The organism is Brachybacterium phenoliresistens, assembly GCF_000576425.1.
Taxonomy (GTDB): domain Bacteria; phylum Actinomycetota; class Actinomycetes; order Actinomycetales; family Dermabacteraceae; genus Brachybacterium; species Brachybacterium phenoliresistens.
Map to the genome: position 1 here is coordinate 267261 of NZ_KK069988.1, position 22897 is coordinate 290157.

21 protein-coding genes are annotated in these 22897 nt (G+C 73.8%); 13 read left to right on the forward strand and 8 right to left on the reverse strand.

Annotation, left to right across the window (positions count from 1 at the left end):
• The first annotated feature begins 48 nt into the window (after positions 1-48).
• A complete protein-coding gene (locus BF93_RS19690) occupies positions 49-615 on the forward strand; it encodes a TetR/AcrR family transcriptional regulator (RefSeq protein WP_198025318.1) in 567 nt (188 codons plus the stop codon).
• On the opposite strand, the gene BF93_RS01225 is transcribed toward BF93_RS19690, so the two are convergent.
• Positions 590-1585, reverse strand: a complete 996-nt coding sequence (locus BF93_RS01225) for an EamA family transporter (protein ID WP_232226140.1) — start codon at positions 1583-1585, stop codon at positions 590-592. The two genes, BF93_RS19690 and BF93_RS01225, sit on opposite strands and share 26 nt — an antisense overlap.
• Positions 1586-1678: 93 nt before the next feature.
• Here BF93_RS01225 and BF93_RS01230 point away from each other — a divergent pair, with 93 nt between their 5' ends.
• The 5 genes from BF93_RS01230 to BF93_RS01250 all read left to right on the forward strand — a co-directional run bounded on the left by BF93_RS01230 (position 1679) and on the right by BF93_RS01250 (position 7491).
• The gene (locus BF93_RS01230) at positions 1679-2605 is read left to right on the forward strand and encodes a LysR family transcriptional regulator (protein ID WP_038370106.1); all 927 of its coding nucleotides are present in this window, start codon (positions 1679-1681) and stop codon (positions 2603-2605) included.
• Between the two features lie 82 nt (positions 2606-2687).
• On the forward strand, positions 2688-4982 hold the full coding sequence (locus tag BF93_RS01235) for a M28 family peptidase (protein WP_051486378.1): 2295 nt from the start codon (positions 2688-2690) through the stop codon (positions 4980-4982).
• Between the two features lie 29 nt (positions 4983-5011).
• Positions 5012-5776: a trans-aconitate 2-methyltransferase gene (locus BF93_RS01240; protein WP_038370107.1), complete on the forward strand. Its 765-nt coding sequence runs from the start codon at positions 5012-5014 to the stop codon at positions 5774-5776.
• Between the two features lie 104 nt (positions 5777-5880).
• A complete protein-coding gene (recO, locus tag BF93_RS01245; RefSeq protein WP_038370109.1) occupies positions 5881-6612 on the forward strand; it encodes a DNA repair protein RecO in 732 nt (243 codons plus the stop codon).
• 81 nt (positions 6613-6693) lie between these two features.
• Positions 6694-7491 (forward strand): isoprenyl transferase, encoded by a 798-nt coding sequence (locus BF93_RS01250; RefSeq protein WP_038370111.1) that lies wholly within the window; start codon positions 6694-6696, stop codon positions 7489-7491.
• A gap of 83 nt (positions 7492-7574) precedes the next feature.
• On the opposite strand, the gene BF93_RS01255 is transcribed toward BF93_RS01250, so the two are convergent.
• The 5 genes from BF93_RS01255 to BF93_RS01275 are packed head-to-tail and all read right to left on the reverse strand — an operon-like array spanning position 7575 to position 11155.
• Positions 7575-8057 carry a DedA family protein gene (locus tag BF93_RS01255; protein ID WP_084148166.1) on the reverse strand — a complete coding sequence of 161 codons (483 nt, stop codon included), beginning with the start codon at positions 8055-8057 and terminating at the stop codon, positions 7575-7577.
• Positions 8054-8464, reverse strand: a complete 411-nt coding sequence (locus BF93_RS01260; RefSeq protein ID WP_038370113.1) for a Fur family transcriptional regulator — start codon at positions 8462-8464, stop codon at positions 8054-8056. The genes BF93_RS01255 and BF93_RS01260 overlap by 4 nt, the downstream gene beginning before the upstream one ends.
• Entirely contained in the window at positions 8461-9342 is an 882-nt protein-coding gene (locus tag BF93_RS01265; RefSeq protein WP_051486379.1) for a metal ABC transporter permease, read from the reverse strand. Before BF93_RS01265 ends, BF93_RS01260 begins: the two co-directional genes overlap by 4 nt.
• A complete protein-coding gene (locus BF93_RS01270) occupies positions 9342-10109 on the reverse strand; it encodes a metal ABC transporter ATP-binding protein (protein ID WP_038370115.1) in 768 nt (255 codons plus the stop codon). The genes BF93_RS01265 and BF93_RS01270 overlap by 1 nt, the downstream gene beginning before the upstream one ends.
• On the reverse strand, positions 10106-11155 hold the full coding sequence (locus tag BF93_RS01275; protein ID WP_232226141.1) for a metal ABC transporter substrate-binding protein: 1050 nt from the start codon (positions 11153-11155) through the stop codon (positions 10106-10108). The genes BF93_RS01270 and BF93_RS01275 overlap by 4 nt, the downstream gene beginning before the upstream one ends.
• Positions 11156-11331: 176 nt before the next feature.
• Here BF93_RS01275 and BF93_RS01280 point away from each other — a divergent pair, with 176 nt between their 5' ends.
• Positions 11332-12723, forward strand: coding sequence for a glycine--tRNA ligase (locus tag BF93_RS01280; protein ID WP_038370117.1), 1392 nt, complete (start codon positions 11332-11334; stop codon positions 12721-12723).
• A gap of 248 nt (positions 12724-12971) precedes the next feature.
• Positions 12972-14015 carry a DUF4037 domain-containing protein gene (locus BF93_RS01285; RefSeq protein WP_232226142.1) on the forward strand — a complete coding sequence of 348 codons (1044 nt, stop codon included), beginning with the start codon at positions 12972-12974 and terminating at the stop codon, positions 14013-14015.
• On the opposite strand, the gene BF93_RS01290 is transcribed toward BF93_RS01285, so the two are convergent.
• Positions 14005-15297, reverse strand: coding sequence for a family 1 glycosylhydrolase (locus BF93_RS01290; protein WP_051486381.1), 1293 nt, complete (start codon positions 15295-15297; stop codon positions 14005-14007). The two genes, BF93_RS01285 and BF93_RS01290, sit on opposite strands and share 11 nt — an antisense overlap.
• Before the next feature lie 52 nt (positions 15298-15349).
• Positions 15350-16690 carry an MFS transporter gene (locus BF93_RS01295; protein ID WP_038370119.1) on the reverse strand — a complete coding sequence of 447 codons (1341 nt, stop codon included), beginning with the start codon at positions 16688-16690 and terminating at the stop codon, positions 15350-15352.
• A gap of 140 nt (positions 16691-16830) precedes the next feature.
• On the opposite strand from BF93_RS01295, the gene BF93_RS01300 reads away from it, so the two are divergent.
• The 5 genes from BF93_RS01300 (at position 16831) to dnaG (ending at position 22868) form a co-directional block, all read left to right on the forward strand.
• The gene (locus BF93_RS01300) at positions 16831-17466 is read left to right on the forward strand and encodes a TetR/AcrR family transcriptional regulator (RefSeq protein WP_038370492.1); all 636 of its coding nucleotides are present in this window, start codon (positions 16831-16833) and stop codon (positions 17464-17466) included.
• Positions 17463-18284, forward strand: coding sequence for a nucleoside hydrolase (locus BF93_RS01305; protein ID WP_038370121.1), 822 nt, complete (start codon positions 17463-17465; stop codon positions 18282-18284). The genes BF93_RS01300 and BF93_RS01305 overlap by 4 nt, the downstream gene beginning before the upstream one ends.
• Positions 18285-18351: 67 nt before the next feature.
• Positions 18352-19572 (forward strand): tRNA dihydrouridine synthase DusB, encoded by a 1221-nt coding sequence (dusB, locus tag BF93_RS01310; protein ID WP_038370493.1) that lies wholly within the window; start codon positions 18352-18354, stop codon positions 19570-19572.
• Positions 19573-19576: 4 nt separating this feature from the next.
• Positions 19577-20887, forward strand: coding sequence for a deoxyguanosinetriphosphate triphosphohydrolase (locus tag BF93_RS01315; protein ID WP_038370123.1), 1311 nt, complete (start codon positions 19577-19579; stop codon positions 20885-20887).
• A 7-nt stretch (positions 20888-20894) separates the two neighbouring features.
• The gene (gene dnaG / locus BF93_RS01320; protein WP_038370124.1) at positions 20895-22868 is read left to right on the forward strand and encodes a DNA primase; all 1974 of its coding nucleotides are present in this window, start codon (positions 20895-20897) and stop codon (positions 22866-22868) included.
• The last annotated feature ends 29 nt before the right edge of the window (positions 22869-22897 follow it).

The window sequence follows — 22897 nt, forward strand, 5'->3', positions numbered from 1 at the left end:
CCTCCCGGGTCACCGGCGTCCCGGCGTCGGGGGCGGTACGCTGCGATGATGGCCGCTCCCCGCAAGGACGCCGCACGCAACCGCGAGCTCCTCATCGACGCCGCGCGGGAGGTCTTCTCCGACCGCGGCGCCGACGCCCCGCTCGAGGTCGTCGCCCGCGCCGCCGGGGTCAGTCGGACCACCCTGCACCGGCACTTCGCCGATCGCTCCGCACTCGTGGCGAGCGTGCTCGAGGAGAACGTCCGGCGGATCGAGGCCCGCGCCGCGGAGCTGGACGAGGACCCGCTCGGCGCGGTCGTTCTGGTCCACGAGATGCTCGACGACCTGGTCCGCGCCCCCTGGCTGGCCGCGGTGGTCGGCGACGCCGAGGCGGCGGGGATGTCCGAGCGCGTCCTCGCCGCGCTGGAGCCGCTGGCCGCCGAGGCGCAGCAGCACGGGCTCACCCACCCCGGCGTCGGCGCGCGGGAGATGCTCCTGGTGCTGCCGATGGCGATGGCGGCCTCGGCGGCCGCCGAGCGGACCCCGCGGCCTCAGGACGAGGGGGCCGCGACCGAGCAGGCGGTGCGGGCGGTCCTCCACCGGGGCCTGTTCACGACGGCGCCGCCTGGGAGCTGAGAGCGTCCGTCCTCGGGGCCGCCGTCCCGAGGTCCAGCACGGGCATCTCGCCGGTGACGGTGGTGTGCGCCGGGACCAGCACCTCCTCCTCGGCGGGCGCGGCGCCGGCATCGGGCGCCCGGCGCGCCGAGGCCGTCACGCCGATGCTCGCCCCGACCACCAGCACCGCGGCGAGGACGCGCAGCGGGCTGGAGCCCTGGCCCAGCAGGATCATCCCGGCCAGCAGGGCGACCACCGGCTCCAGGCTCAGCAGGATCCCGAAGACGTGGCGCGGCAGGCGGCGCAGCGCGGAGAGCTCGAGGGTGTACGGCAGCAGCGTGGCGAGCACGGCGGTGCCGGTCGCGATGAGCAGGAGCCCCGGGGCCGTCAGCCCGTGCAGGGCGCCGGGCGCTCCCAGCGGCAGCACGACCAGCGCGCCGACGAGGATCGACAGGGCCAGCCCGCCCTGGCCCGGGACCAGGCTCCCGACCTTCGCGCTGGCGATCACGTAGAGCCCCCAGAAGACGGCGGCGACCAGCGCGAAGGCCACCCCGATCGCATCCAGCGGGGTGCCCTGAAGCGATTCGAGGCCGAACATGCTCACGCCGACCAGGGCGAGCAGCACCCACAGCAGGTCGCTGCGGCGGGTGGACAGGATCGCGGCCACGGCCAGAGGGCCCAGGAACTCCAGCGCCACCGCCGTCCCCAGCGGGATCCGGGCGATCGCGGCGTAGAAGGTGCCGTTCATGGCCCCCATGACCAGGCCCAGGGCGATCACCGCGAGCCATTGCCGCCGGTCGAGGCGATGCGCGGCCGGACGGGACAGCGCCAGCAGGAGCAGCCCCGCGATGCCCAGCCGCAGCACCGTCGTGCCCCAGGAGCCCAGGTCCTCGAAGAGGAGGGTCGCCAGCGCCGCCCCGAACTGGAGCGAGGTGCAGGACCCGAGGATCATCAGGACGGGGGTGCTCGTGGAGCGGAGGGAGGTGGTCACGGATCCAGCGTGCCGCACCCACGAACATCCAGTCCAGCGGGACTTTCCATCCTATAGTGTGAAGCAGGACTTCACAGTCGACGGGAGCTGCCGATGCTGAACCTCCACCGCCTGTTCCTCCTGCACGAGCTGCAGCGCCTGGGCACCATGGCCGCGGTCGCCCGCACGCATTCCATGTCGCCCTCGGCCGTGTCCCAGCAGCTCGCCCTGCTCGAACGGGAGACGCGCGCCACGCTGCTGGAGAGCGCCGGGCGGGGCGTCGTCCTCACCGATGCGGGCGAGCGCCTGGCCCGACGCTCCGAGGAGGTGCTGGGCCTGCTGGAGACGGCCCAGGCCGAGCTCGCCGCCCCCGGCGGCGAGGTCGCCGGCACCCTGCGGGTGGCCTCCTTCCAGACCCCGCTCATCGTGCTCGCCCCGGTGGCGGTGAGCGTCCTCGAGCAGCGCCACCCCCGGCTGCGCATCGAGATCGGCCAGCGCGAGGTCGACGACGCCTACGACGGGCTGCTCGCCCACCAGTTCGCGGTGATCCTGGGCGAGGACTACCCCGGCGGCGCCCAGGTGGTGCGCCGCGGCACCGACCGCGAGGGCCTGCTGACCGACCCGCTGCTCCTCGTGCTCCCGGCCGATGCCCCGTGGTCCCATCCCCGCACCCTCGCCGATCTCGCCGAGGTCCCCTGGGCGCTGGATCCCGAGCCGACCCGCACCGGGGCGTGGGAGCGCAGCTTCCTGCGAGCCCACGGCGTCGAGCCCTGGGTCCGCTTCGACACGCCCGACCCGCTGCTCCAGGTCCACCTGGTGCGCTCCGGGCACGCCGCCGCCTTCGTCCCCGGGCTGATCGCCGCCGAGCACCTCGGCGGCACGCGCGTGATGCGCCTTCCCGGCTCCCCGGAGCGGCGCCTGTACACGGCGGCCCGGGCCGGCGCCGGGGACCACCCCGCGCTGCGGGCGTTCCGCGAGGCGCTGCTCGAGGCCGCCGGGCTGGTCGAGGGGCTGGAGGACCTCGCCCAGCTGGGCGCATGAGCGCGGCCCGGCGGGCATCGGGCGGCGGATCTCCTCCGTTCGACGGATGACCTGCTGCTCCCGGGCCCGGTAGAAGGGGAGCATGCGCATCCGCCCCGGAATCGTCCCGTCCCTGCTCATGCTGGTGCTCGTGCTCGCGAGCGCCGGCGGCCTGCTCTCGCGGGGGACCGCGGCGCCCCGCGACGCCTCCGCGCCGAGCACGGTCTTCAGCGCCGAGCGCGCCGCCGAGGCCGTCGCTCCCGTGGTCGCCGTCCCGCGTCCCGTCGGCAGCGCCGCGAACGCCGAGGCGCGCGCGGTGCTGGCCGAGCGGCTCGAGGCCCGGGGATTCACGGTGGAGGAGCACGAGGGGCTCGGCACCCGGGCCGTGGACGACTGGGCCGTGGCGGGGTACACGCACTCCCTCGTGGCCACCCGCCCCGGCACGGACCCGACCGGGACGGTGGTGCTCGCCACCCATATCGACTCCGTCGTGGGCGCACCGGGTGCGGCCGATGCCGGCGTCGGCCTGGCGGTGATCCTCGAATCGGTGCGGGCCCTCGGCGACGAGGGGCGGCGCAACGACCTGGTCGTGCTGCTGGTCGACGGCGAGGAGGACGGTCTGCTGGGGGCGGCGGCGTTCATGGACGACGGGTCGCAGGAGCTGAGGGCCCCGGTCGTGGTCCTCAACCACGAGGCCCGCGGCACCTCGGGGCGGCCCATCGTCACCCGCACCGCCGGGCCCCTGCACGAGGTCCTGCCGGCGATGCCGCGACCGGAGGCGGAGTCGCTGTCCGACGCGCTGTTCGAGATCGTCCCGAACGACACCGACTTCACCGAGTACCGCGACGGCGGCTGGTGGGGAGCGGACATGGCGCTGATCGGCGGGTCGTGGGCATACCACAGCCCCCAGGACACGGCGGAGAACCTCGACCCCTCCGCGCTCCAGCACTACGGCGACATGTCCCTCGCCCTCTCGCAGGACCTGCTCGACCGGGACCTGGGCGAGCTCTCGGCGGCGGCGTCGCAGAGCCCCGTGATGACCACGATGCCCTGGGGGATCCTCTCCGTGCCGGAGATGGTCATCCGGATCGCCGCCGCGCTGCTGATCCTCGGGTCGGTCGCGGCCGTGGTCCGCGCCCGTCGCCGCGAGGCGGCGCGCACCGGGCGCATCGCCCTGGCCGCCCTGCTCGGACTGCTGGCCCTCTGCGCGGCATCGGCCGCGGCGATCGGCTCCTGGATGCTCATCGCGTCCGTGCTCGCGCCGATGACCTCGGCCACGGTCGGGGAGCCCGTCCGGCCCGGGGGCCTGCTGGCGGCCGAGATCGCCCTCGCCGCCGCGGCGGTCTCGGGCGCCTGGCTGCTGGCGCGCCGCCGCGGCTCCGGGGCGGAGGCGGCGACGGGAGCCGCCGTGCTGCTCGGGCTGCTCGTCGGCGTCCCCGGGCTGATGCTGCCCTCGCTGCTGGGCTGGCTGGTGCTGCCGATGTCCCTCGCGGTGATCCTGTCGACGCTGGCCCACCGGGCGGAGGACCAGGGGGCGAGGGCGCCCGCCGCCGCCGGCGCGCGGCGGGCCGTGGCGCTCGGGATGCGGGTCGTGGCCCTGGCCGGACTGGGCTGGATGCTCGGCACGCAGCTGTCCACCCTGGCCGACTTCGGCATCGCGAGCTCCGCGGGGGCCCTGGCCGGGTCCGCCGTCCTGGTCCTGCTCGCCGCGGGCGCGGTGCTCCCGACGCAGCCTGCCGGGACGCCGGACCCGACCTCCCCGGCGACGTCCTCGCCGCCGAGGGTCCCCGCTGCGGTGTCGCCGGGCGCGCGCCGGGGCTCGGGCCGATCCCGTCCCGCGCTGCTGGTGGGCGTGCCACTGATCGCCGCCCTCGCGCTGACGGGTGCCGGGATCGCCCGCTCCCTCGATGCGCCGCATCCGGTTCAGGAGCGGGTGAGCGCCGAGGTGTCCGCGCAGGACGGATCGACGCGCTGGACGGTGCGCGGCGTGACGCCGTGGGGGCAGCGGCTGGCGTCGCGGACCGGCACCAGCGGGCTCGCGGGTCCCGAGGTGCAGGTCCAGGATGCGGGGGAGGGGCGCGTGCGCCTGGCGGTCACCTCCCGTCGCGAGGCCCGGACGCTCGAGCTGCGGGCCGAGGGCGGGATGCTGCGTGCGGTGCGGGTGGAGGGGGCGGAGATCGAGGATCCCGACGGCGCGCGGACCCTCGTCGTGACGGGGATCAGCCCGGGGCGCACGGTCGAGATCGAGGCGGACGTCTCCGCGCTGGACGGGCTCACCGTGCTGGACCAGAGCGATGATCCCTCGGAGGCGGCGGGGTGGAGCGACCCGGGACCGGAGATCTCCGTGGTGCAGCCGCGCGTCCGGGTGGCGGTCGAGGTGCCCCTCGAGGTATCTTGACATCAAGATAAATGAAGGAGCCGCGCCGCATGGACCATCGCTGGGACCCCGATCAGTACCTCGTCTTCGCCGACGAGAGATCCCGCCCCTTCCTCGAGCTGACCGTTCGCATCCGCGCGGAGGATCCCGCCGAGGTCGTCGACCTCGGGGCGGGCCCGGGCACCCTCACGCAGCTCCTGCGCCAGCGGTGGCCCCGGGCGCAGGTGACCGCGGTCGACGCGAGCCCCGAGATGATCGCGCGGGCCCGCACGGTGCCCGGGCTCCGCGCCGAGCTCGCCGACCTGCGCACGTGGCGGCCGGCGGAGCCGGTGGACGTGATCGTCGCGAACGCCTCCCTGCAGTGGGTCCCCGGCCACCTCGACCTGCTGCCCGAGCTCCTCGCGGCGCTGCGCCGCGGCGGCTGGCTCGCCCTGCAGGTGCCCGGGAACTTCGAGGAGCCCAGCCACGCCCTGCGCCGGCAGCTCGCCGGGCGCGCCCCCTACGCCGCGCACCTGGAGGGCGTCGCCGTCCCCGGCGCGCACGACGCGGCGACCTACCTGCGCGCCCTCCAGGACCTCGACTGCGAGGTCGACGCCTGGGAGACCACCTATCTGCACGTGCTGCACGGAGAGGACCCGGTCCTGGAGTGGGTGAGCGGCACCGGGGCCCGGCCCACGCTGCAGGCGCTGCCCCCGGACCTGCGCGAGGCCTTCCGGGAGGAGTACCGCCTGCTCCTGCGCGAGGCCTATCCCGATCATGGCCGCGGCGTCGTCCTGCCCTTCCGGCGCGTCTTCGCCGTGGCCCGACGCCGCTGACGCGCATCGGCGCGGGCTCGCGCTGTGATGCGCGCCGTCCCGGGCCGGGCGCGGGAGCGGCGCAGCGCCCGTCCGTCCAGCCCGCGCGGTAGATTCGGGGGACCATGCAGAAGCTCTACCGGGACCACGGGATCGTCCTGCGCACCCACCCGCTGGGCGAGGCCGATCGCATCATCACGCTCCTGACCCGGCATCACGGGAAGGTCCGCGCCGTGGCCAAGGGCGTGCGACGCACCGGCAGCCGCTTCGGGGCTCGGCTGGAGCCCTTCGGGCTCGTGGACGTGCAGCTGCACAGCGGCCGCACCCTGCACACCGTGACGCAGGTCGTCACGATCGAGACCTTCGCCCAGGCGATCACCGCGGACTACCCGCGCTACACCGCCGCGAGCGCCATGCTCGAGACCGTGGATCGCCTCACCGACGACGTCGTGGACCCCTCCGCGCGCGGGTTCCTGCTCCTGGTCGGCGCGATGCGCGCGATGGCCGGCGGCAGCATCCCCCCGGCGCTCGTGCTGGACTCCTTCCTGCTGCGCAGCCTGGCCCTGTCGGGATGGGCCCCCTCGCTCAGCGACTGCGCGGCCTGCGGCGCCGACGGGCCGCACCACGCCTTCGACGTGAGCGCCGGAGGGCTCGTCTGCAGCGCCTGCCGGAAGGCCGGGGCGGTCGCCGTGCGCCGCTCCGCCGTCGAGCACCTCATCCTGCTGCTGGCCGGGGACTGGGAGAATGTCGTCCTCAGCGACGAGACGACCGCGCTGGAGGCCAGCCGCATCGTCTCGGACGCCGTGACCTGGAACCTGGAGCGGTCCGTCCGCTCCCTGGGCTATGTGGAACGCTGAGGCGGCTCCCCGCGGCGCGGGGCATCGGCCGGCCCCCACAGGCCCCATCGGACGCATCCGGACCACCTCGAGGAGGCACCCATGAGCGCAGGGCGACGCGAGGACGTCCCGCCGTACCCCCATCCCAGCGGGCAGCAGCCTCCGCAGCTCCCGTCGCAGGTCGTGCCGCGCCACATCGCCGTGGTGATGGACGGCAACGGGCGCTGGGCCAACGCCCGCGGCCTGCCGCGCACCGCCGGGCACGAGGCGGGAGAGGCCGCCCTGCTCGACGTCGTCGCCGGGGCCCTGCAGATCGGCGTGACGCATCTGTCCGCCTACGCCTTCTCCACCGAGAACTGGAAGCGCTCCCCAGAGGAGGTCCGCTTCCTCATGGGATTCTCGCGCTCCGTGCTGCGGCGCCAGCGCGACACCCTCAACTCCTGGGGCGTGCGCATCGTGTGGATCGGTCGCGAGCAGCGGCTGTGGGGCAGCGTGATCAAGGAGCTCAAGGAGGCGGAGGAGCTCACGGCGCAGAACACGCGCATGACGCTGTACATGTGCGTGAACTACGGCGGCCGCGCCGAGATCGTCGACGCCGTGCGCCAGGTCGCGGCCGAGGCCCGCGCCGGGCGCATCAGCGGTCGCGGCATCACCGAGGCGAGCTTCGCCCGCCATCTCATCGATCCCGACATGCCGGACGTGGACCTGTTCCTGCGCACCAGCGGCGAGCAGCGCACCTCGAACTTCCTGCTGTGGCAGGCCGCCTACGCCGAGCTCGTGTTCGTCCCCGAGCTCTGGCCCGACGTGGACCGGATCGTCCTGTGGCGCGCCGTCGTCGAGTACGCGCGGCGGGACCGGCGCTTCGGCGGCGCGATCGACGCCCCCGGCGCGCAGGGCTGATCCGCCGCCGCCTCTCCCTGCGTCCCAGCCGGTCCGGGGCGAGGGCGTGCTCGCGCGCCGTCGCCCGCCCGGCCATGGCCGGATCAGGAGCGCTCGGGGAGCACCCTGCGGTCGCGGCGGCGCAGCACGAGGCCGGTCACGACGGCCACGACGAGCAGGAGCAGCGCCACCGCGGCCCAGGGGCTCGCGAGGAACAGCTCGGCCCACAGCACGATCGCCGCGAGCCCGACCGTGGCGTAGACGACCGCCCAGGCCAGGCCGCCGATCGCGAGGGCGGGGAGATAGCGTCGCAGCGGCATCCGGGTCAGCCCGGCGGCGGCGTTGGCGGCGGTCTGGAAGCCGATGGTGAGGAAGCTCAGCGCGACGACGGGGGCGCCCCAGCGGTTGACCACGGCGATCGCCCGGGCGACGCGGGGGCCGCGCAGCGCCTCGGCGACGCGGCCGCGGTCGGCCAGGCGGTGCGCCCCGCGCCCCAGGGCATAGGTGCCGCCGGCGCGCAGCAGGATGACGCAGTACAGGATCCCCACCGCCGGCAGCAGCGGCAGCGACTGGATCCAGTCCATCATCGGGACGGAGCCTCCCCGGCCTCGTGCTCGGGGCACAGGCCGAAGACCTCCATGGTGTGGTGGACGTCCGTGAAGCCGTGGGCGGCGGCGATCGCGCGGGTCCACTCCTCCAGCTCCGGCGCCTGGAACTCCACGGTGCTGCCGCATTCGCGGCACACCAGGTGATGGTGGTGCGCCTCCTCGGCGCACTGGCGGTAGATGGACTCGCCGTCATCGGTGACGAGCACGTCGACCTGGCCGCCCGCGGCGAGGGCCTGCAGATTGCGGTAGACGGTCGCCAGGCCCACGGCCTGTCCGGCGGAGCGCAGGTCGTCGTGGAGCTGCTGGGCGCTGCGGAAGTCCTCCTGCTCGGCGAGCGCCTCGAGGATCGCCGTGCGCTGCTTCGTGGTGCGCTGCTTCGTCGTCATGCCGGTGCCTCGACCTCCTGTGCGCGGTGTGCCCGGACCCGTTCCCGGACGGCCCGGACGGCGACCCCGACCGCGTACATCCCGATGGCCAGCAGCACGATCACGCCGCCGGGCGGCAGGTTGACGTACGCGGTGAGGACCAGCCCGCCCAGGCTGCACACCAGTCCCACCATCATCGCCCATCGCATGGTCCGGTTGAAGCCGATCACGAGGGTCTGGGCCGTGGCGACGGGCACGATCATCAGCGCGCTGACCATCAGCGCGCCGACGATCCGCATGGCGAGGGTGACGGTGAGGGCCGCGATGACGACGATGAGCAGGTTCGTCGCCCGCACGGGCAGCCCCGAGGCGCGCGCGAACTCCTCGTCGCCGGTGACGGCGAACAGCAGTCCGCGCAGGCCGATGCCGACGGCCAGCACGATCGCGGCGAGCACCACGGTGATCCCCAGATCGGAGGAGGTCACCGTCGAGATGGAGCCGAAGAGATAGGCCATGAGGTTCTGCGAGGTGCCGCCGGCCAGCTGGATGATGACCACACCGCCGGCGATGCCGCCGTAGAAGAGGATCGCCAGGGCGACGTCGCGGCTGGTGTGCCCGATCTCGCGCACGTACTCGATGGCGAGGGCGCCGAGCACCGAGGCGGTGAGCGCCCCGGGGATGGCCAGGGCGTCGTGCGGGGTGGTGGAGACCCAGGCGCCCACCAGCCAGCCCATGGCGACACCGGTGAGGGCGACGTGGCCGAGGCCGTCGCCCAGCAGCGACAGCCGGCGCTGGACCAGGTACGTCCCCACGATCGGGGCGGTGAGCCCGATGAGCACCGCGATGATCAGCGGGTAGCGCATGATGTCCGAGGTCAGGAGATCCCACGGGGTCAGCATCAGGAATCGAGCTCCTGTCCGAGCGCGGGCACGGGGCGCAGCTCGTGGTCGTGGCCGGGGTCCAGGCGCGGGCGCTGGGAGGGGGGACCGTCGTGGATCACGCGCCCCTCGTCCAGCACCACCGCCCGGGTGATGTCGTCCTCCAGCTCGCCGAGGTCGTGGAGCACGACGAGGATGGTGGTGCCGCGGCTGTGCAGGCGGCGGAAGATGCCGGCGATCAGCTCGCGGCTGGCGATGTCGACGCCGCTGAACGGTTCGTCCAGCACCAGGAAGGACGGTCCGCGCACCAGGGCGCGGGCGATCATCACCCGCTGGCGCTGGCCGCCCGACATCGCGGTGACGGGCCGGTCGGCGAGCCCGGAGAGGCCCACATCGGACAGCAGGGCGTCCACCCGCAGGTCGCGGGCCCGGGGGAACCAGGCGCGCGGGCCCAGCAGGCCGGTCGCGACGGTCTCCCGGGCGGTGGCGGGGATGTTGCCGGACTCGGCCGCGTGCTGGGGGACGTAGCCGAGCTGCTGGTGGGCGCGGTGGCGGGACACGTCGTGGCCGAACAGGCGGGCGCTGCCCGAGTCCAGTCCCAGCGCGCCGACGACGGTGCGCAGCAGGGTCGACTTGCCCGAGCCGTTGGCGCCGAGCAGGGCGACGAGCTCGCCGGGCCTCACCTCGAGGTCCACCGAGTGCAGGACGCGCTGCGAGCCCAGCGTGACGACCGCCTTGCGGACGTCGACGACGGGGTTCTGCGGGGCGGAGTCGTCGGGCCGGCTCATCGCCAGCTCGCGGCCAGGGCTTCTGCGTTGCTGCGCATCACCGCAGGATAGTCCACCGATTCGTCGAGCTGGGTCTCGAGGTTGTCGAGCTCGGCGGCCGTGATGCCGAGCTTGTCCGCGAGGGTCTGGGCGACCTTGGGGGAGGCGGTGGTCTCGAAGAACACGGTGGTCACGCCCTCCTCCCGGATCACGGACTCGAGCTCGAGCAGCCGCTGCGGGCTGGGCTCGACCTCCGGGTCCACCCCGGTGATGCCGATCTGCTCGAGCCCGTAGCGGTGGGCGAGGTAGGCGAAGGCGGTGTGGCTGGTGACGAAGGGCTTGGGGCCGTCGATCGCGCCGAACAGCTCCTCGAGCTCCTTGTCCAGCGCCTCGAGCTCCGCGCTCAGAGCCTGCGCGTTGTCGCGGTAGGTGCTCGCGCTGTCCGGGTCGATCTCCGCGAGGCGGTCGCCGATCGCGACGGCGACCTGCGCCATCAGCGAGGGGTCGTGCCAGAAGTGCGGGTCGGTGTCGCCGTGGTCGTGCTCCTCCTCGCCGCCGGCGTCCGATCCCTCCTCGGCGTGCTCGGCGTGCTCCTCCGCGCTCTCGCCGGCGTGCTCGTCGTGACCGGCCGCGGCCGCGTCGGAGGGGAGCATCTCGATGACGGAGTCCACGGCCAGGGCGTTCTCGCTGCCGTGGGAGGCCAGGGCGTCGTCGACCGCGGTCTGGAAGCCGGGGATCATCACGACCAGATCCGCGCCGGCGAGCTGGGAGACCTCGGAGACGGACAGCTCGAGGCCGTGGGCGTCGACCCCGGGCTTGGCCAGGTCGATCACCTCCGCCGAGTCCCCGGCCACGGTCTTGACCAGGTAGGACAGGGCGTAGGCGGTCGTCATCACGCGGGTGCCGTCGCCGCTCGCCCCGCCGGATCCCGAGCAGGCCGCCAGGGCGGCCGCGGCGAGCGCGGCGCCGCCGCCGAGGGCCGCGCGGCGCCCCATCGGCGCCCGCAGCAGGCGGGAGAGGTCCAGGGGGCGGGGGGACGAGGCGGTCGGGCGCGAGGACGAAGACATGACAATCATTCTCAGGAGCCGGTGGGGCCGGGTCAAGCCGAACCGGGCCCGGTGCGGTGTCTGTCTCGACACACCTCCGGCCTCGTGCGCGGGTGCGGGAGGATCTGCGCTTCCTGCCTGCGCGGAGCCGCCGATATGCTGATTCCCCCTCCATCCGTCGACCGCAGGAGACCCTCGTGGCCAAGGCCCCCGCCAGCACCCTGGACAACGTCATCGCGCTCGCCAAGAAGCGCGGATTCGTCTTCCCGGCAGGTGACATCTACGGCGGTACCCGTTCCGCATGGGACTACGGGCCCCTGGGCGTGGAGCTCAAGGAGAACATCAAGCGCCAGTGGTGGCGGACCTTCGTGCAGTCCCGCGCCGACATGGTCGGCCTGGACTCCTCGATCATCCTCCCCAAGGCCGTCTGGGAGGCCTCCGGCCACGTCGCCACCTTCACCGATCCGCTGGTCGAGTGCCGCAAGTGCCACAGCCGGTTCCGCGAGGACCACCTGCTGGAAGCCTTCGAGGAGAAGAAGGGCCGCGCCCCCGAGGGCGGCCTCGCCGAGGTGCCCTGCCCGAACTGCGGCACGCGCGGCGAGTTCACCGAGCCCCAGCAGTTCTCCGGCCTCATGAAGACGTACCTGGGCGCCGTCGACAACGAGAGCGGTCTGGCCTACCTGCGCCCGGAGACGGCGCAGGGCATCTTCGTCAACTTCCTCAACGTGGTCACCGCCGCGCGCCAGAAGCCGCCCTTCGGCATCGGCCAGGTCGGCAAGGCGTTCCGCAACGAGATCACGCCGGGCAACTTCATCTTCCGCACCCGCGAGTTCGAGCAGATGGAGATCGAGTACTTCACGCCGCCGGCGGAGGCCGAGGAGCACTTCCGCACCTGGGTCGAGGACTGCTGGAACTGGTTCGTGGACCTCGGGATCTCCGAGGACAACCTGCGCCGCTTCGACGTCCCCGAGGACGAGCGCGCCCACTACAGCGCCGGGACCATCGACCTGGAGTACCGCTTCGGCTTCCAGGGCAGCGAGTGGGGCGAGCTGATGGGCATCGCCAACCGCACCGACTTCGACCTCTCCAGCCACACCGAGGCCTCCGGCACGAAGATGCAGTACTTCGACCAGGCCGCGAACGAGCGCTACACGCCGTACGTGATCGAGCCGTCCTTCGGCCTGACCCGCTCGATGATGGCCTTCCTCGTCGAGGCGTACAGCGAGGACGAGGCGCCCAACGCCAAGGGCGGCGTCGACGTGCGCACCGTCCTGCGGCTGGACCCGCGCCTGGCCCCCGTCAAGGCCGCCGTGCTGCCGCTGTCCAAGAGCGGCGACCTGGTCCCGCGCTCGGAGGAGCTCGCCCGCGAGCTGCGCGGGTTCTGGAACGTGGAGACCGATGTCTCGCAGGCCATCGGCCGCCGCTACCGCCGCCAGGACGAGATCGGCACGCCGTTCTGCATCACGGTCGACTTCGACACGGCCGAGGACCAGGCGGTCACCATCCGCGAGCGCGACTCGATGGCCCAGGAGCGCGTGGCCCTCAGCCAGGTGCGCGGCTACCTCGCCGAGCGGCTCGCCGGCGCCTGACCCGCCGCGTCCCGGCGCCTGACCCGCCCCGTTCCGGCGCCGCGCCATGGCGGTCCGCCCCGACGGGGGTCCATGGGCTCGCGCCGGCGGGCTGCGGCGGACCTCTCGCGCCAGAAGTCATTCTGCGTCGCGTGAACGCCCGTTCAAGCACCGAGGAATGACTTCTCGGCGATCGCCCGGGCGGGCCATCGGCGTACCGGGAGCGGCGCCGCGCGCCCGCTCGCGGCGGGGCATGGCACGCTGGGGCCGTGCAGACGTCGACGGACATCGCCCCGGATCGCAGCGGTCGCGGGATCGCCCGCGCCTACTACGGCGAGGTCGTCCGCCCGCTGCTGGAGGACGCCCTGCCCGGTCTCGCGCATGCCGCCGGGCGCCTGGGCAGCGGATCCGACGTGCTGGGGTTCGACGACGCCCAGTCCCGGGACCACGACTTCGGTCTGCGCCTGACCCTGCTGGTCGAGGACGGGCGGGCCGCAGAGGTCGACGACCTGCTGGCGGCGCGCCTGCCCGAGGCCTGGCAGGGGCTGCCCGTCCGCTTCGCGACGACCTGGGATCCGCAGGTCCGCCACCGCTGCGAGGTGGCCTCCGCGCGGGACTTCGCCGTCTCCCGGCTCGGCCTGGACCCGACCGGGCCGATGACCGCCTCCGACTGGCGCACCCTCACGGGCCAGGCCGTGCTCGAGGTGGTGGCCGGCCCCGTCTTCCACGACGGGACCGGGGAGATCACCGCGATCCGGGAGCTGCTGTCCGGGTACCCGCGCGACGTGCGCCTGCATGCCCTGGCCTCCGGATGGGACCGGCTGCGCCAGGAGTTCCCCGACGTGGGCCGCGCCGGCCTGCGCGGCGACGAGGACGGCTCCGCCGTGCTGGCCGCCCGGCACGTGCGCACCATGATGCATATGGCCCACCTGATCCACAGACGCTGGGCGCCCTACGGGAAGTGGCTCGCCCGCTCCGCGGCGGCCCTGCCCAGCGGGCAGGAGCTGCGCGGATGCTGGATGCAGGTGCTGCGGGCTCGCGGATGGCAGGAGCGCCAGGGTGCTCTCGCCGAGGCCGCGGAGCTGCTGGCCGCGGCCCAGGCCGGCGCCGGCCTTCCCGTGCTGCTGCCGGCGACGGAGCCCTTCTTCGACCGGCCCCATGTGGGAGTGCGGGAGATCCCCGAGGCGCTGGTCGCCGCGATCGAGGATCCGGAGCTGCGGGCGCTGGGCTCGCGGGCCGGGACCGCGGAGCAGATGAGCGACAGCGTCTCGCTCCTCGTGGACCCCGCGGCCCGGCGACGGCTCATCGGCTGAGCAGGGCGGCCTCCGCCGGCGCGGCCGCGGCCTCCCGCGCCGCGCGCACTGCGGCGGCGTACGCCGCGCAGCTGGGCTTGGGGCTGCGCTCCAGACTCGCGCGGTCCACCGCGACCAGGCCCAGCTTCGAGCCGTAGCCGGAGATCCACTCGAAGTTGTCCAGCAGGGTCCAATGGCAGTACCCGAGCACCGGGGTGCCGGCGGCGATCTCCTGCCCGAGCTCGGCGAGGGCATCGGGGATGAACGCGGCGCGCCGGGAGTCGTCCTCGGTCTGCATGCCATGCTCGGTGACCAGCACCGGGACGCCGGAGCGCTGGTGGGCGTAGCGCACCGCCCCGGCGAGCGACCCGGCGGCCGCGACCGAACCCATGCCGTTGACCTCGTCGTCCGCTCCGGGCGAGACCTCGCCCCCGGCGTCGAAGTGGAACCGCTCGTAGTTCTGCACGCCGATGAAGTCGTCCTCGCGAGCGACGTCGAGCCAGTGGTCGTAGACCGCCGCCCGCCGGGCGTCGCGGTGGGCCTCGCCGCCGGGCAGGGCGACGTCGTCGGCGATCGCGATGGAGACGCCCACGGGCAGATCGCCGCGGCGATCCTTCACGGCGTCCCGGGCGGCGCGGTGCGCCCGGGTGAAGCCCTCCTGGAACGCGGCCTGTGCGCGGGCGGGGATGACGTTGGAGGCGAAGTACTGCGCGGTGCCGGCATCGCGGGCCGCCGCAGCGAGCATGTCCTCCTTGAGCTGCTCTGCCTCCGGAGGCAGCTTGCTCCCCGCCTGCAGCAGCTGCTCCAGGTTCGGCTCGTTCAGGGTGACCGCCGCGGCGATGCGGTCGCCGAGGCGGGCCATCACCCGGTCGCACTGCCGGGCGAACAGCTCCGCGGCATCGGCGGCGAGCCAGGATCCCGCCGCCGCGAACCAGTGCGGGGAAGCGAAGTGGTTCAGCGTGACGATCGGGGCGAGACCTCGGGCCAGAGCGGCGTCGACGACCTGCTCGTAGTGGTCCAGCTCGGCCACGACGACCTCGCCGCGGTGGGGCTCGATGCGCGCCCACTCCACGGAGAAGCGGTAGGCGTTCAGGCCCATTCCCGCGACGAGGTCGAGATCCTCCTCGAAGCGGTGGTAGCTGCCGCAGGCGGGGCCCGAGCGCTCCCGGAAGAGGGAGGGACGGGTGCGCTCCAGGGTCCAGATGTCGGAGGCGGTGTTCTCGCCCTCGCTCTGGTGCCCGGCGGTCGCCACGCCCCACAGGAAGTCGGAGGGGAAGGAGGCGGGGGTCGGGTCGATGGTCATCAGGAGTCTCTCGGTTCGGATCGGAAGGGGCAGGGGCGAGCGCGCGACCGGCTCAGCGGGCGCCGCGCACGAGGGTGATGGCGAGGCCTCCGGCGACGGCCGCGAGGGCTCCCGCCAGGAACAGCGCGGCGAAGTTCTGGCCGCCGCCGATGGCCAGCAGCGCGGGCGCGACCGCGGCGACGATGGTGACCGGCAGGTTGTCGGCGATCTTGAGGATGCCGAGGTCCTTGCCGGGATTCTCGGGATCGGGCAGCACCTGGGTGGCCAGGGACAGTTCGACGGAGAAGTAGACGCCCTGTCCCAGGCCCACCACGGTGCAGGCCACGAGGTAGAACCCGAAGCTGGGTGCGCTCGCGGCGAGCACCAGTCCGAGGGCGAGGATCAGCGCCGCGGCCAGGACGAAGGGCTTTCGCACGTCCAGCCGGTCGCTCAGACGCCCCACGAGCGGAGCGACCAGCAGCGTGATGCCGGCGTTGACGATGACGGTCAGCAGGATCGCCCCGCCCAGCCGGGCGGGCTCCATGCCCAGCCGCTGCAGCAGGAAGATCGCCTGGTAGGCGTTCAGCGCCGCGACGCCGGAGAAGACGAGCATGCGGCTGGTGAAGACCCAGGTGAAGCTCGCGTGCCGGCGCGGGTCCACCCAGAACAGGCCGAGGGTGCGACGCAGATCGAGCCGGGGCGGCACCTGCGTGCGCTGCGGATCACGCACGGCGAGGGCGAGCGTGGTCATCCCCGCCACGGCGAACAGGGTCGGGATCCCCACCAGCGGGACCAGCGCATCGCCGAAGGGCACGGACACGGCCATGCCCAGCAGGGCACCGAGGGCGGTGCTCATGCTGATCAGGGCGGTGGCGACCCCCCGGCGACGGGCAGGCAGCTGATCGGTCATCAGCGCGGTGACGGTGACGTGCGCGGTGACGAAGCCCAGGGTCAGCAGCAGGTGGGCCAGGACGAGGGCGGGCACGCCGGGGGCCAGCACCAGGGCGGTGCCCCCGGCCGCGAAGGCGAGCGCGCCGAACAGGAGGAACGGTCGCCTGCGGCCCAGCCGCGATCGGGATCGGTCGCTCAACGCGCCCACCGTCGGCAGCGCCACCAGGGTGAGCGCGCCCGCGATCGCGCTCGAGATCGAGATCGTGGTGGCGGCCGATGCGGCATCCAGGGCCGTCGCCTTGAGGGTCAGGGTGAGCAGGGCGGCCGACATCTGCGCGGCGCCCGCGCCGATGATCGCGAAGGCCAGCAGGGCGACCAGGCCTCGGCGGGGAGCGGCGGGGGAGCCGGGCCGGGGCAGGGTCGGGCCGGTGCCCGCGGCGGGAGGCGCTGCGGCGGCCGTGGGGGCGGGCGCCGGCGGGGCCGCCGACGTCCGCGAGCTGGGGGTCTCGGTGCGAGGGGTCATGGAGGGCTTCCTTGCCATCGGGCCGCGCGAGGGGTCCTCGTCCCTGAGGGCCGGCCGTCCGCGGCGGGTGTGGCGAGCACGCTAGACCAAAAACATGCAAGGTGCAATGTTTTGGCGTTCTCGGTGATAGCGTGCCGGTCATGCCTGGACCCCGCGGCGAGTACCGCAAGAGCGCGCAGCGGCGTGCGCAGATCCTCGACGCCGCCTTCGAGGTGTTCTCCCGCTCCGGGTACACCGCGAGCTCCGTCAACGAGATCGCCCGGCAGGTCGGGATCACGCAGACCGGCGTGCTGCACCACTTCGCCGGCGGGAAGAAGGCTCTTCTGCAGGCCGTCCTCGAGCAGCGCGACGCCCGCGCCGAAGGGGTGCTGGAGCGGCGCACCGGGCGTGCCTTCCTCGCCGGCCTGGTCGAGATCTCCCGGGCCCAGGCCTCCCAGCGCGGCGTGGTCCAGATGTACCGCCACCTCTCCGCCGAGGCGGTGGACCCCGAGCATCCCGCCCACCGGTATTTCCGCGACCGCCTGCGCCGGATCGCCGCTGCTGTCGAGGGGGCCTTCTGCGAGGTCGCCGCGGAGGGCGGCCTGCGGGAGGGCGTCGACCCGGCTCAGGCGGCCCAGCGCACCCTCGCCATGACCGAAGGGCTCGAGCACCTCTGGCTGATGGGGCACGAGGTCGACATGGCCGAGGACATCCGCCGGGTCATCGACGAGTTCCTCGTCGAGCCCCTCCCCTCGGCCCCGGACCGCCAGGACCCGGATGCGGGGGAGGGCGCATGACCTGGAGGATCGGGCCGCGCACCCGGGTCGTCGTCGACAACGACTGGGCCGGGGACCCGGACGGGCTCGTCGCCCTGGCGCACCACCTGCTCTCGCCGACCGATGCCGTCGTCACCGTCACCGGCAGCTTCACGAGCCCGCTGTTCGGCGATCCCACCGGGACCGCCGCGCGCGGGGCGGCGATGGCGCGAGAGCTCATGGATCTGGTGGGCGGCCATGGGGGCGTCCCCGTGCACGCCGGGGCCGATTCCGCCTTCGCCGGCCGGCCCCGGCAGAGCGAGGCCGCCCGCGCCATCGTCGCGGCGGCGCAGGAGGAGTGCGTGCTGGTGTGCGGGGGCCCGCTCACCAACGTCGCCGACGCGCTGATCCGCGAACCCGGCATCACCGCGCGGATCCGCCTGCTCTGGGTCGGCGGCACGCAGGAGGACGGGGCCGCCGAGTACAACCGCGACACCGACCCGGTCGCCGCCCGGTTCGTCCTCGAGCACCCGCAGCTGCGCATCGACCGCTTCCCCCGGGAGACCTACCGGCTGCTGGCGGTCTCCGTGGCGGAGCTCGAGCTGATGCTCACCGAGGGCGGTCCCATCGGCCGCTGGCTCTGGCAGCGGTACCGGGACCTGCCGCTGCCCGAGGGTGTCGAGGTCGACCCGGTGTGGCCGCTGGGTGACAGCGCTCCGCTGGCCCTGACCGCGCTGCACCACGGCGCCGTGCGGTTCTCGGAGGATGACGGCCTCTCGCACCACCGCACCTGCACCGCTCTGGATCCGCGGCTGATCATCGGGGACCTCGCCGCGCGCCTGCGCCTGTCCTCCCCATGACCCGCCGATGCACATCACCCTCGCCCGCACTCCCGACCGGTGCGTCGAGGTGGAACAATCGAGCACGATGACCACCCTCGACGCCCCGACCTCGCCCCCCAGCGCCCCGCAGCGGTCCTCCGGGACGCCCGCGCGGCGCACCCTGACCATCGGCCCGCACACGGTGGACACCCCCGTGGTGCTCGCCCCGATGGCCGGGATCACGAACATGGCCTTCCGGCTGCTGTGCCGTGAGTTCGGCGCGCTCCACAGCGAGGACGACGGCGGCCTGTTCGTCTCGGAGATGGTGACCACCCGGGCGCTGGTCGAGGACCACGCGGAGTCCTGGCGCCTGGTGACGATGGGGGAGCGGGAGCGTCCCCGCTCGGTGCAGCTGTACGGGGTCGACCCCGCGACCGTGCGCCGCGCCGTGGAGATGATCCGGGAGCGGGACCTCGCCGACCACATCGACCTCAACTTCGGGTGCCCGGTGCCGAAGGTGACCCGGCGCGGCGGCGGCGGGATCCTGCCGTGGAAGACGGAGCTGTTCACCCGGATCGTGCGCGGCGCCGTCGAGGCCGCCGGGGACGTCCCCGTGACGGTCAAGACCCGCATCGGGATCGACGAGGACCATGTGACCTACCGCGACGCCGGGCTCATCGCCCAGGAGGTCGGGGCGGCCGCGATCGCCCTGCACGGGCGCACCGTCACCCAGCACTACTCCGGACAGGCGAACTGGGACGCGATCGCGGACCTGAAGTCCCTGGTCACCGGCATCCCCGTGCTGGGCAACGGCGACATCTGGTCGGCCGAGGACGCGCTGCGCATGGTCGAGCAGACCGGCTGCGACGGGGTCGTGGTCGGCCGCGGCTGCCAGGGCCGGCCCTGGCTGTTCGCCGATCTCGCGGCCGGCTTCGCCGGGAGCGATGCCCGGGTGCGTCCCACGCTCGGCGAGGTCGCCCGGATCCTGCGCCGCCATGCGGAGCTGCTCGTGGAGTTCTTCGAGGACGAGGGGCGCGGCATCCGCGACCTGCGCAAGCACGTGGCCTGGTACTTCAAGGGGTACCCGGTGGGCGGGGAGATGCGCCACCGGCTGGCGACCATGGAATCGCTCGAGGACCTCGACGCGAAGCTCGCCGAGCTCGACGCGGACTCGCCCTACCCCGGAGAGGCGGTCGAAGGACCCCGCGGGCGCGCGGGCACGCCCAAGCGGGCCGTCTGCCCGCAGGGGTGGATGGACTCCCGCGAGATCACCGCCGACATCGCCGCGCGCCTGCACGAGGCCGAGCTCAGCGTGTCCGGTGGGTGAGCCGATGACCTCTCCGGCATCGGCCCCGGCGGGCTACGATCCGGCGGATCTCGAGCGCTGGGCGCCGGAGCCGCCGAAGTCCCGCACGCGCACCCCCTTCCAGCGCGATCGCGCGCGCGTGCTGCACTCCTCGGCGCTGCGCCGCCTGGGAGCGAAGACGCAGGTCCTCGGCGCCGGCTCGAACGACTTCTCCCGGACCCGGCTCACGCACTCCCTCGAGGTCGCCCAGGTGGGGCGGGACCTCGCCATCGAGCTGGGCTGCGACCCGGACGTCGTCGATGCCGCCTGCCTCTCCCACGACCTCGGCCACCCGCCCTTCGGCCACAACGGCGAGAAGGTCCTGGACGACATCGCCGCGGACTTCGGCGGCTTCGAGGGCAACGCCCAGACGCTGCGTCTGCTCACGCGGCTCGAGCCGAAGGTCATCGGGGAGGACCGCCCGTACGGGCTGAACCTCACCCGCGCGGTGGTCGACGCGGCCATCAAGTACCCGTGGACGCGCCGCCAGGGCCCGGATCCGCGCTCCCCGAAGTTCGGCGCCTATGCCGACGACGTCGACGTCTACTCCTGGGCCCGCGAGGGCGCCGTGCCGGGGCGGAAGTGCTTCGAGGCGCAGGTCATGGACGTCTCCGACGACATCGCCTATTCGGTGCACGACGTCGAGGACGCCATCACCGGGGGCTCTCTCGAGCTCGAAGCGCTGGCGGACCCGCAGGAGCGGGCGGCCGCGCTGTACGTCGTCCAGGACTGGTACACCCCCGAGGACTCCCTGGAGGAGCTCGACGAGGCCCTGTCGCGGCTCGAGGCCGAGGCCTCCTGGGTGCGCGGCTTCGACGGCTCGCTGCGTGCCGCCGCGGCCCTGAAGGACCTCACCAGCCAGCTGATCGGGCGCTTCACCCACGCCGTCGTGGCCGCCTCGCGGGAGGTGCACGGGGACGTGCCGCTGGCCCGCTATCGCGGCGAGCTCGTCGTGCCCGCGAGCGTGCGCCGGGAGATCGCGGTCCTCAAGGGGCTGGCCGCCGCGTACGTGATGTCCTCCGCGACCCAGCAGCCCGTGTATGCGCAGCAGGAGCAGATCATCCGCGAGCTGTATGCGCTGCTGTGGAACACCGGCACCACCCATCTCAGCCCGATCTTCGCCGAGCTGTGGGAGAGCGCCCCCGACGACGACGCGCGGCGCCGCGTCGTGGTCGACCAGATCGCCTCGTACACCGATGTCACGGCGCGGCGGCTGCACGATGCGCTCTACGATCGGAGCACCACGCACGTCACGGCGGCGGACACCCCGCTGCCCGGTCTGGGATCGGAGCTCTGAGGACACGGTGAGCTCGGGCAGGATCCGACGCGAGGACATCGACCAGGTCCGCGATCGCGCACGCCTGGAGGAGGTCGTCAGCGAGCACGTCACGCTGCGCACCGCCGGCATCGGCTCCATGAAGGGCCTGTGCCCCTTCCACGACGAGAAGACGCCGTCCTTCCATATCCGCCCCCAGCTGGGCCATTGGCACTGCTTCGGCTGCGGCGAGGGCGGGGACGTGTTCGCCTTCGTGCAGAAGATCAACCACCTCAGCTTCGTCGAGGCCGTGGAGATGCTCGCCGGCCGCTACCAGGTCCAGCTCCGGTACGAGGAGTCCGGGCCGGGCGGGGGCGGTCGCGGCGAGCGCACCGACTTCGGGACCCGTCAGCGCCTGCTGGACGCCCACGCCATCGCCGAGGAGTACTTCCGCGAGCAGCTCGCGACGCCGGCCGCCGAGGTGGGCCGCCGCTTCCTCGCCGAGCGCGGCTTCGACCGCGCGGCCGCGGAGCGCTTCGGCGTGGGATTCGCCCCCGAGGGCTGGGACTCCCTGCTGGGGCACCTGCGCGGTCGCGGCTTCACCGAGCCCGAGCTGCAGTCCAGCGGACTCGTCTCGCAGGGGCAGCGCGGCGTGTACGACCGGTTCCGCGGCCGGCTGACGTGGCCGATCCGCGACGTCACGGGGAAGACCATCGGCTTCGGGGCCCGGCGCCTGCTGGAGAGCGACAAGGGACCCAAGTACCTCAACACCCCCGAGTCGCCGCTGTACCACAAGGCGAAGGTCCTCTACGGGCTCGACCTCGCCCGCAAGGAGATCGCCGCCCAGCACCGCGTGGTCGTCGTCGAGGGGTACACCGATGTGATGGCCGCCCACCTGGCCGGGGTCACGACCGCCGTGGCCAGCTGCGGGACCGCCTTCGGCGCCGAGCACGTGAAGATGGTCCGCCGGGTGATGGGGGATACCGCGGCGACGGCGGCGCTGAACCTCGGCGGGGAGAGCCGCGGCATGCGAGGCGAGGTCATCTTCACCTTCGACGGCGACGCGGCCGGCCAGAAGGCGGCCCTGCGCGCCTTCGAGGAGGACCAGCGCTTCGTCGCGCAGACCTTCGTGGCCGTCGAGCCCAGCGGCATGGACCCCTGCGAGCTTCGGATCGCCAAGGGGGACGAGGCCGTGCGCGACCTCATCGACTCCCGCATGCCGATGTTCGAGTTCGCGATCCGCTCGGTGCTCGACCAGGTGGACCTGAACACCGTCGAAGGCCAGGTCAGCGGGCTGCGGATGGCGGCCCCCGTGGTCGCGCAGATCCGCGACCACGCCATGCGGCCGGAGTACGCGCGCCGTCTGTCCGGATGGCTCGGCATGGACGAGCGCACCGTGCTGCGCGCGGTGCACGACGCCTCGCGCAGCGCCCCGCGCCCGGGGCGCCACGCCGCGCCCGCGACGGCCCCGCAGGGCTCCGAGCCTGCGGCCGATGCCGCCGCGCCGATCGTCGCCGCGCCGCGGATCGCCGACGTGGTCAGCCCTCGCGATCCGGTGGGCCAGGTCGAGCTGCAGTCCCTCGCCGTCATGCTGCAGGCGCCGAACCACCTGGACGCCGAGAAGGTCGCCTCCCTGCCCGACGACTCCTTCCACGTCCCGGCGCTGCAGGGGGTCTGGGACGTGATGCTCGCGGCCGGAACGCTGCTGGACGCCGTCGAGGGGACGCTGAGCCCCGGCCGCTACATCGACCAGGTGCTCGAGATCGCGGGGGAGACCACCCGCCCCCTGGTCGTCGAGATCGCGAACCATCCGCTGCCGGCCCGGGACGAGGCGGCGCTGGGGCGGCTGGCGACCTCCCTGCTGGACCGGCTCGTCGAGCTGTCGGTCACGCGCGAGTACTCGGTGCTCAAGCAGCGACTGCAGCGCGTGGACCCCGGTCGCGACCCCGAGCGCTACCAGCAGATCCTCACCCAGCTCAGCGCCGTGCAGGAGAAGCGTCGGGCGATCCGCGGCGCCGACTGACCCCGGGGGCCGCCGCGGATTCGCGGCAT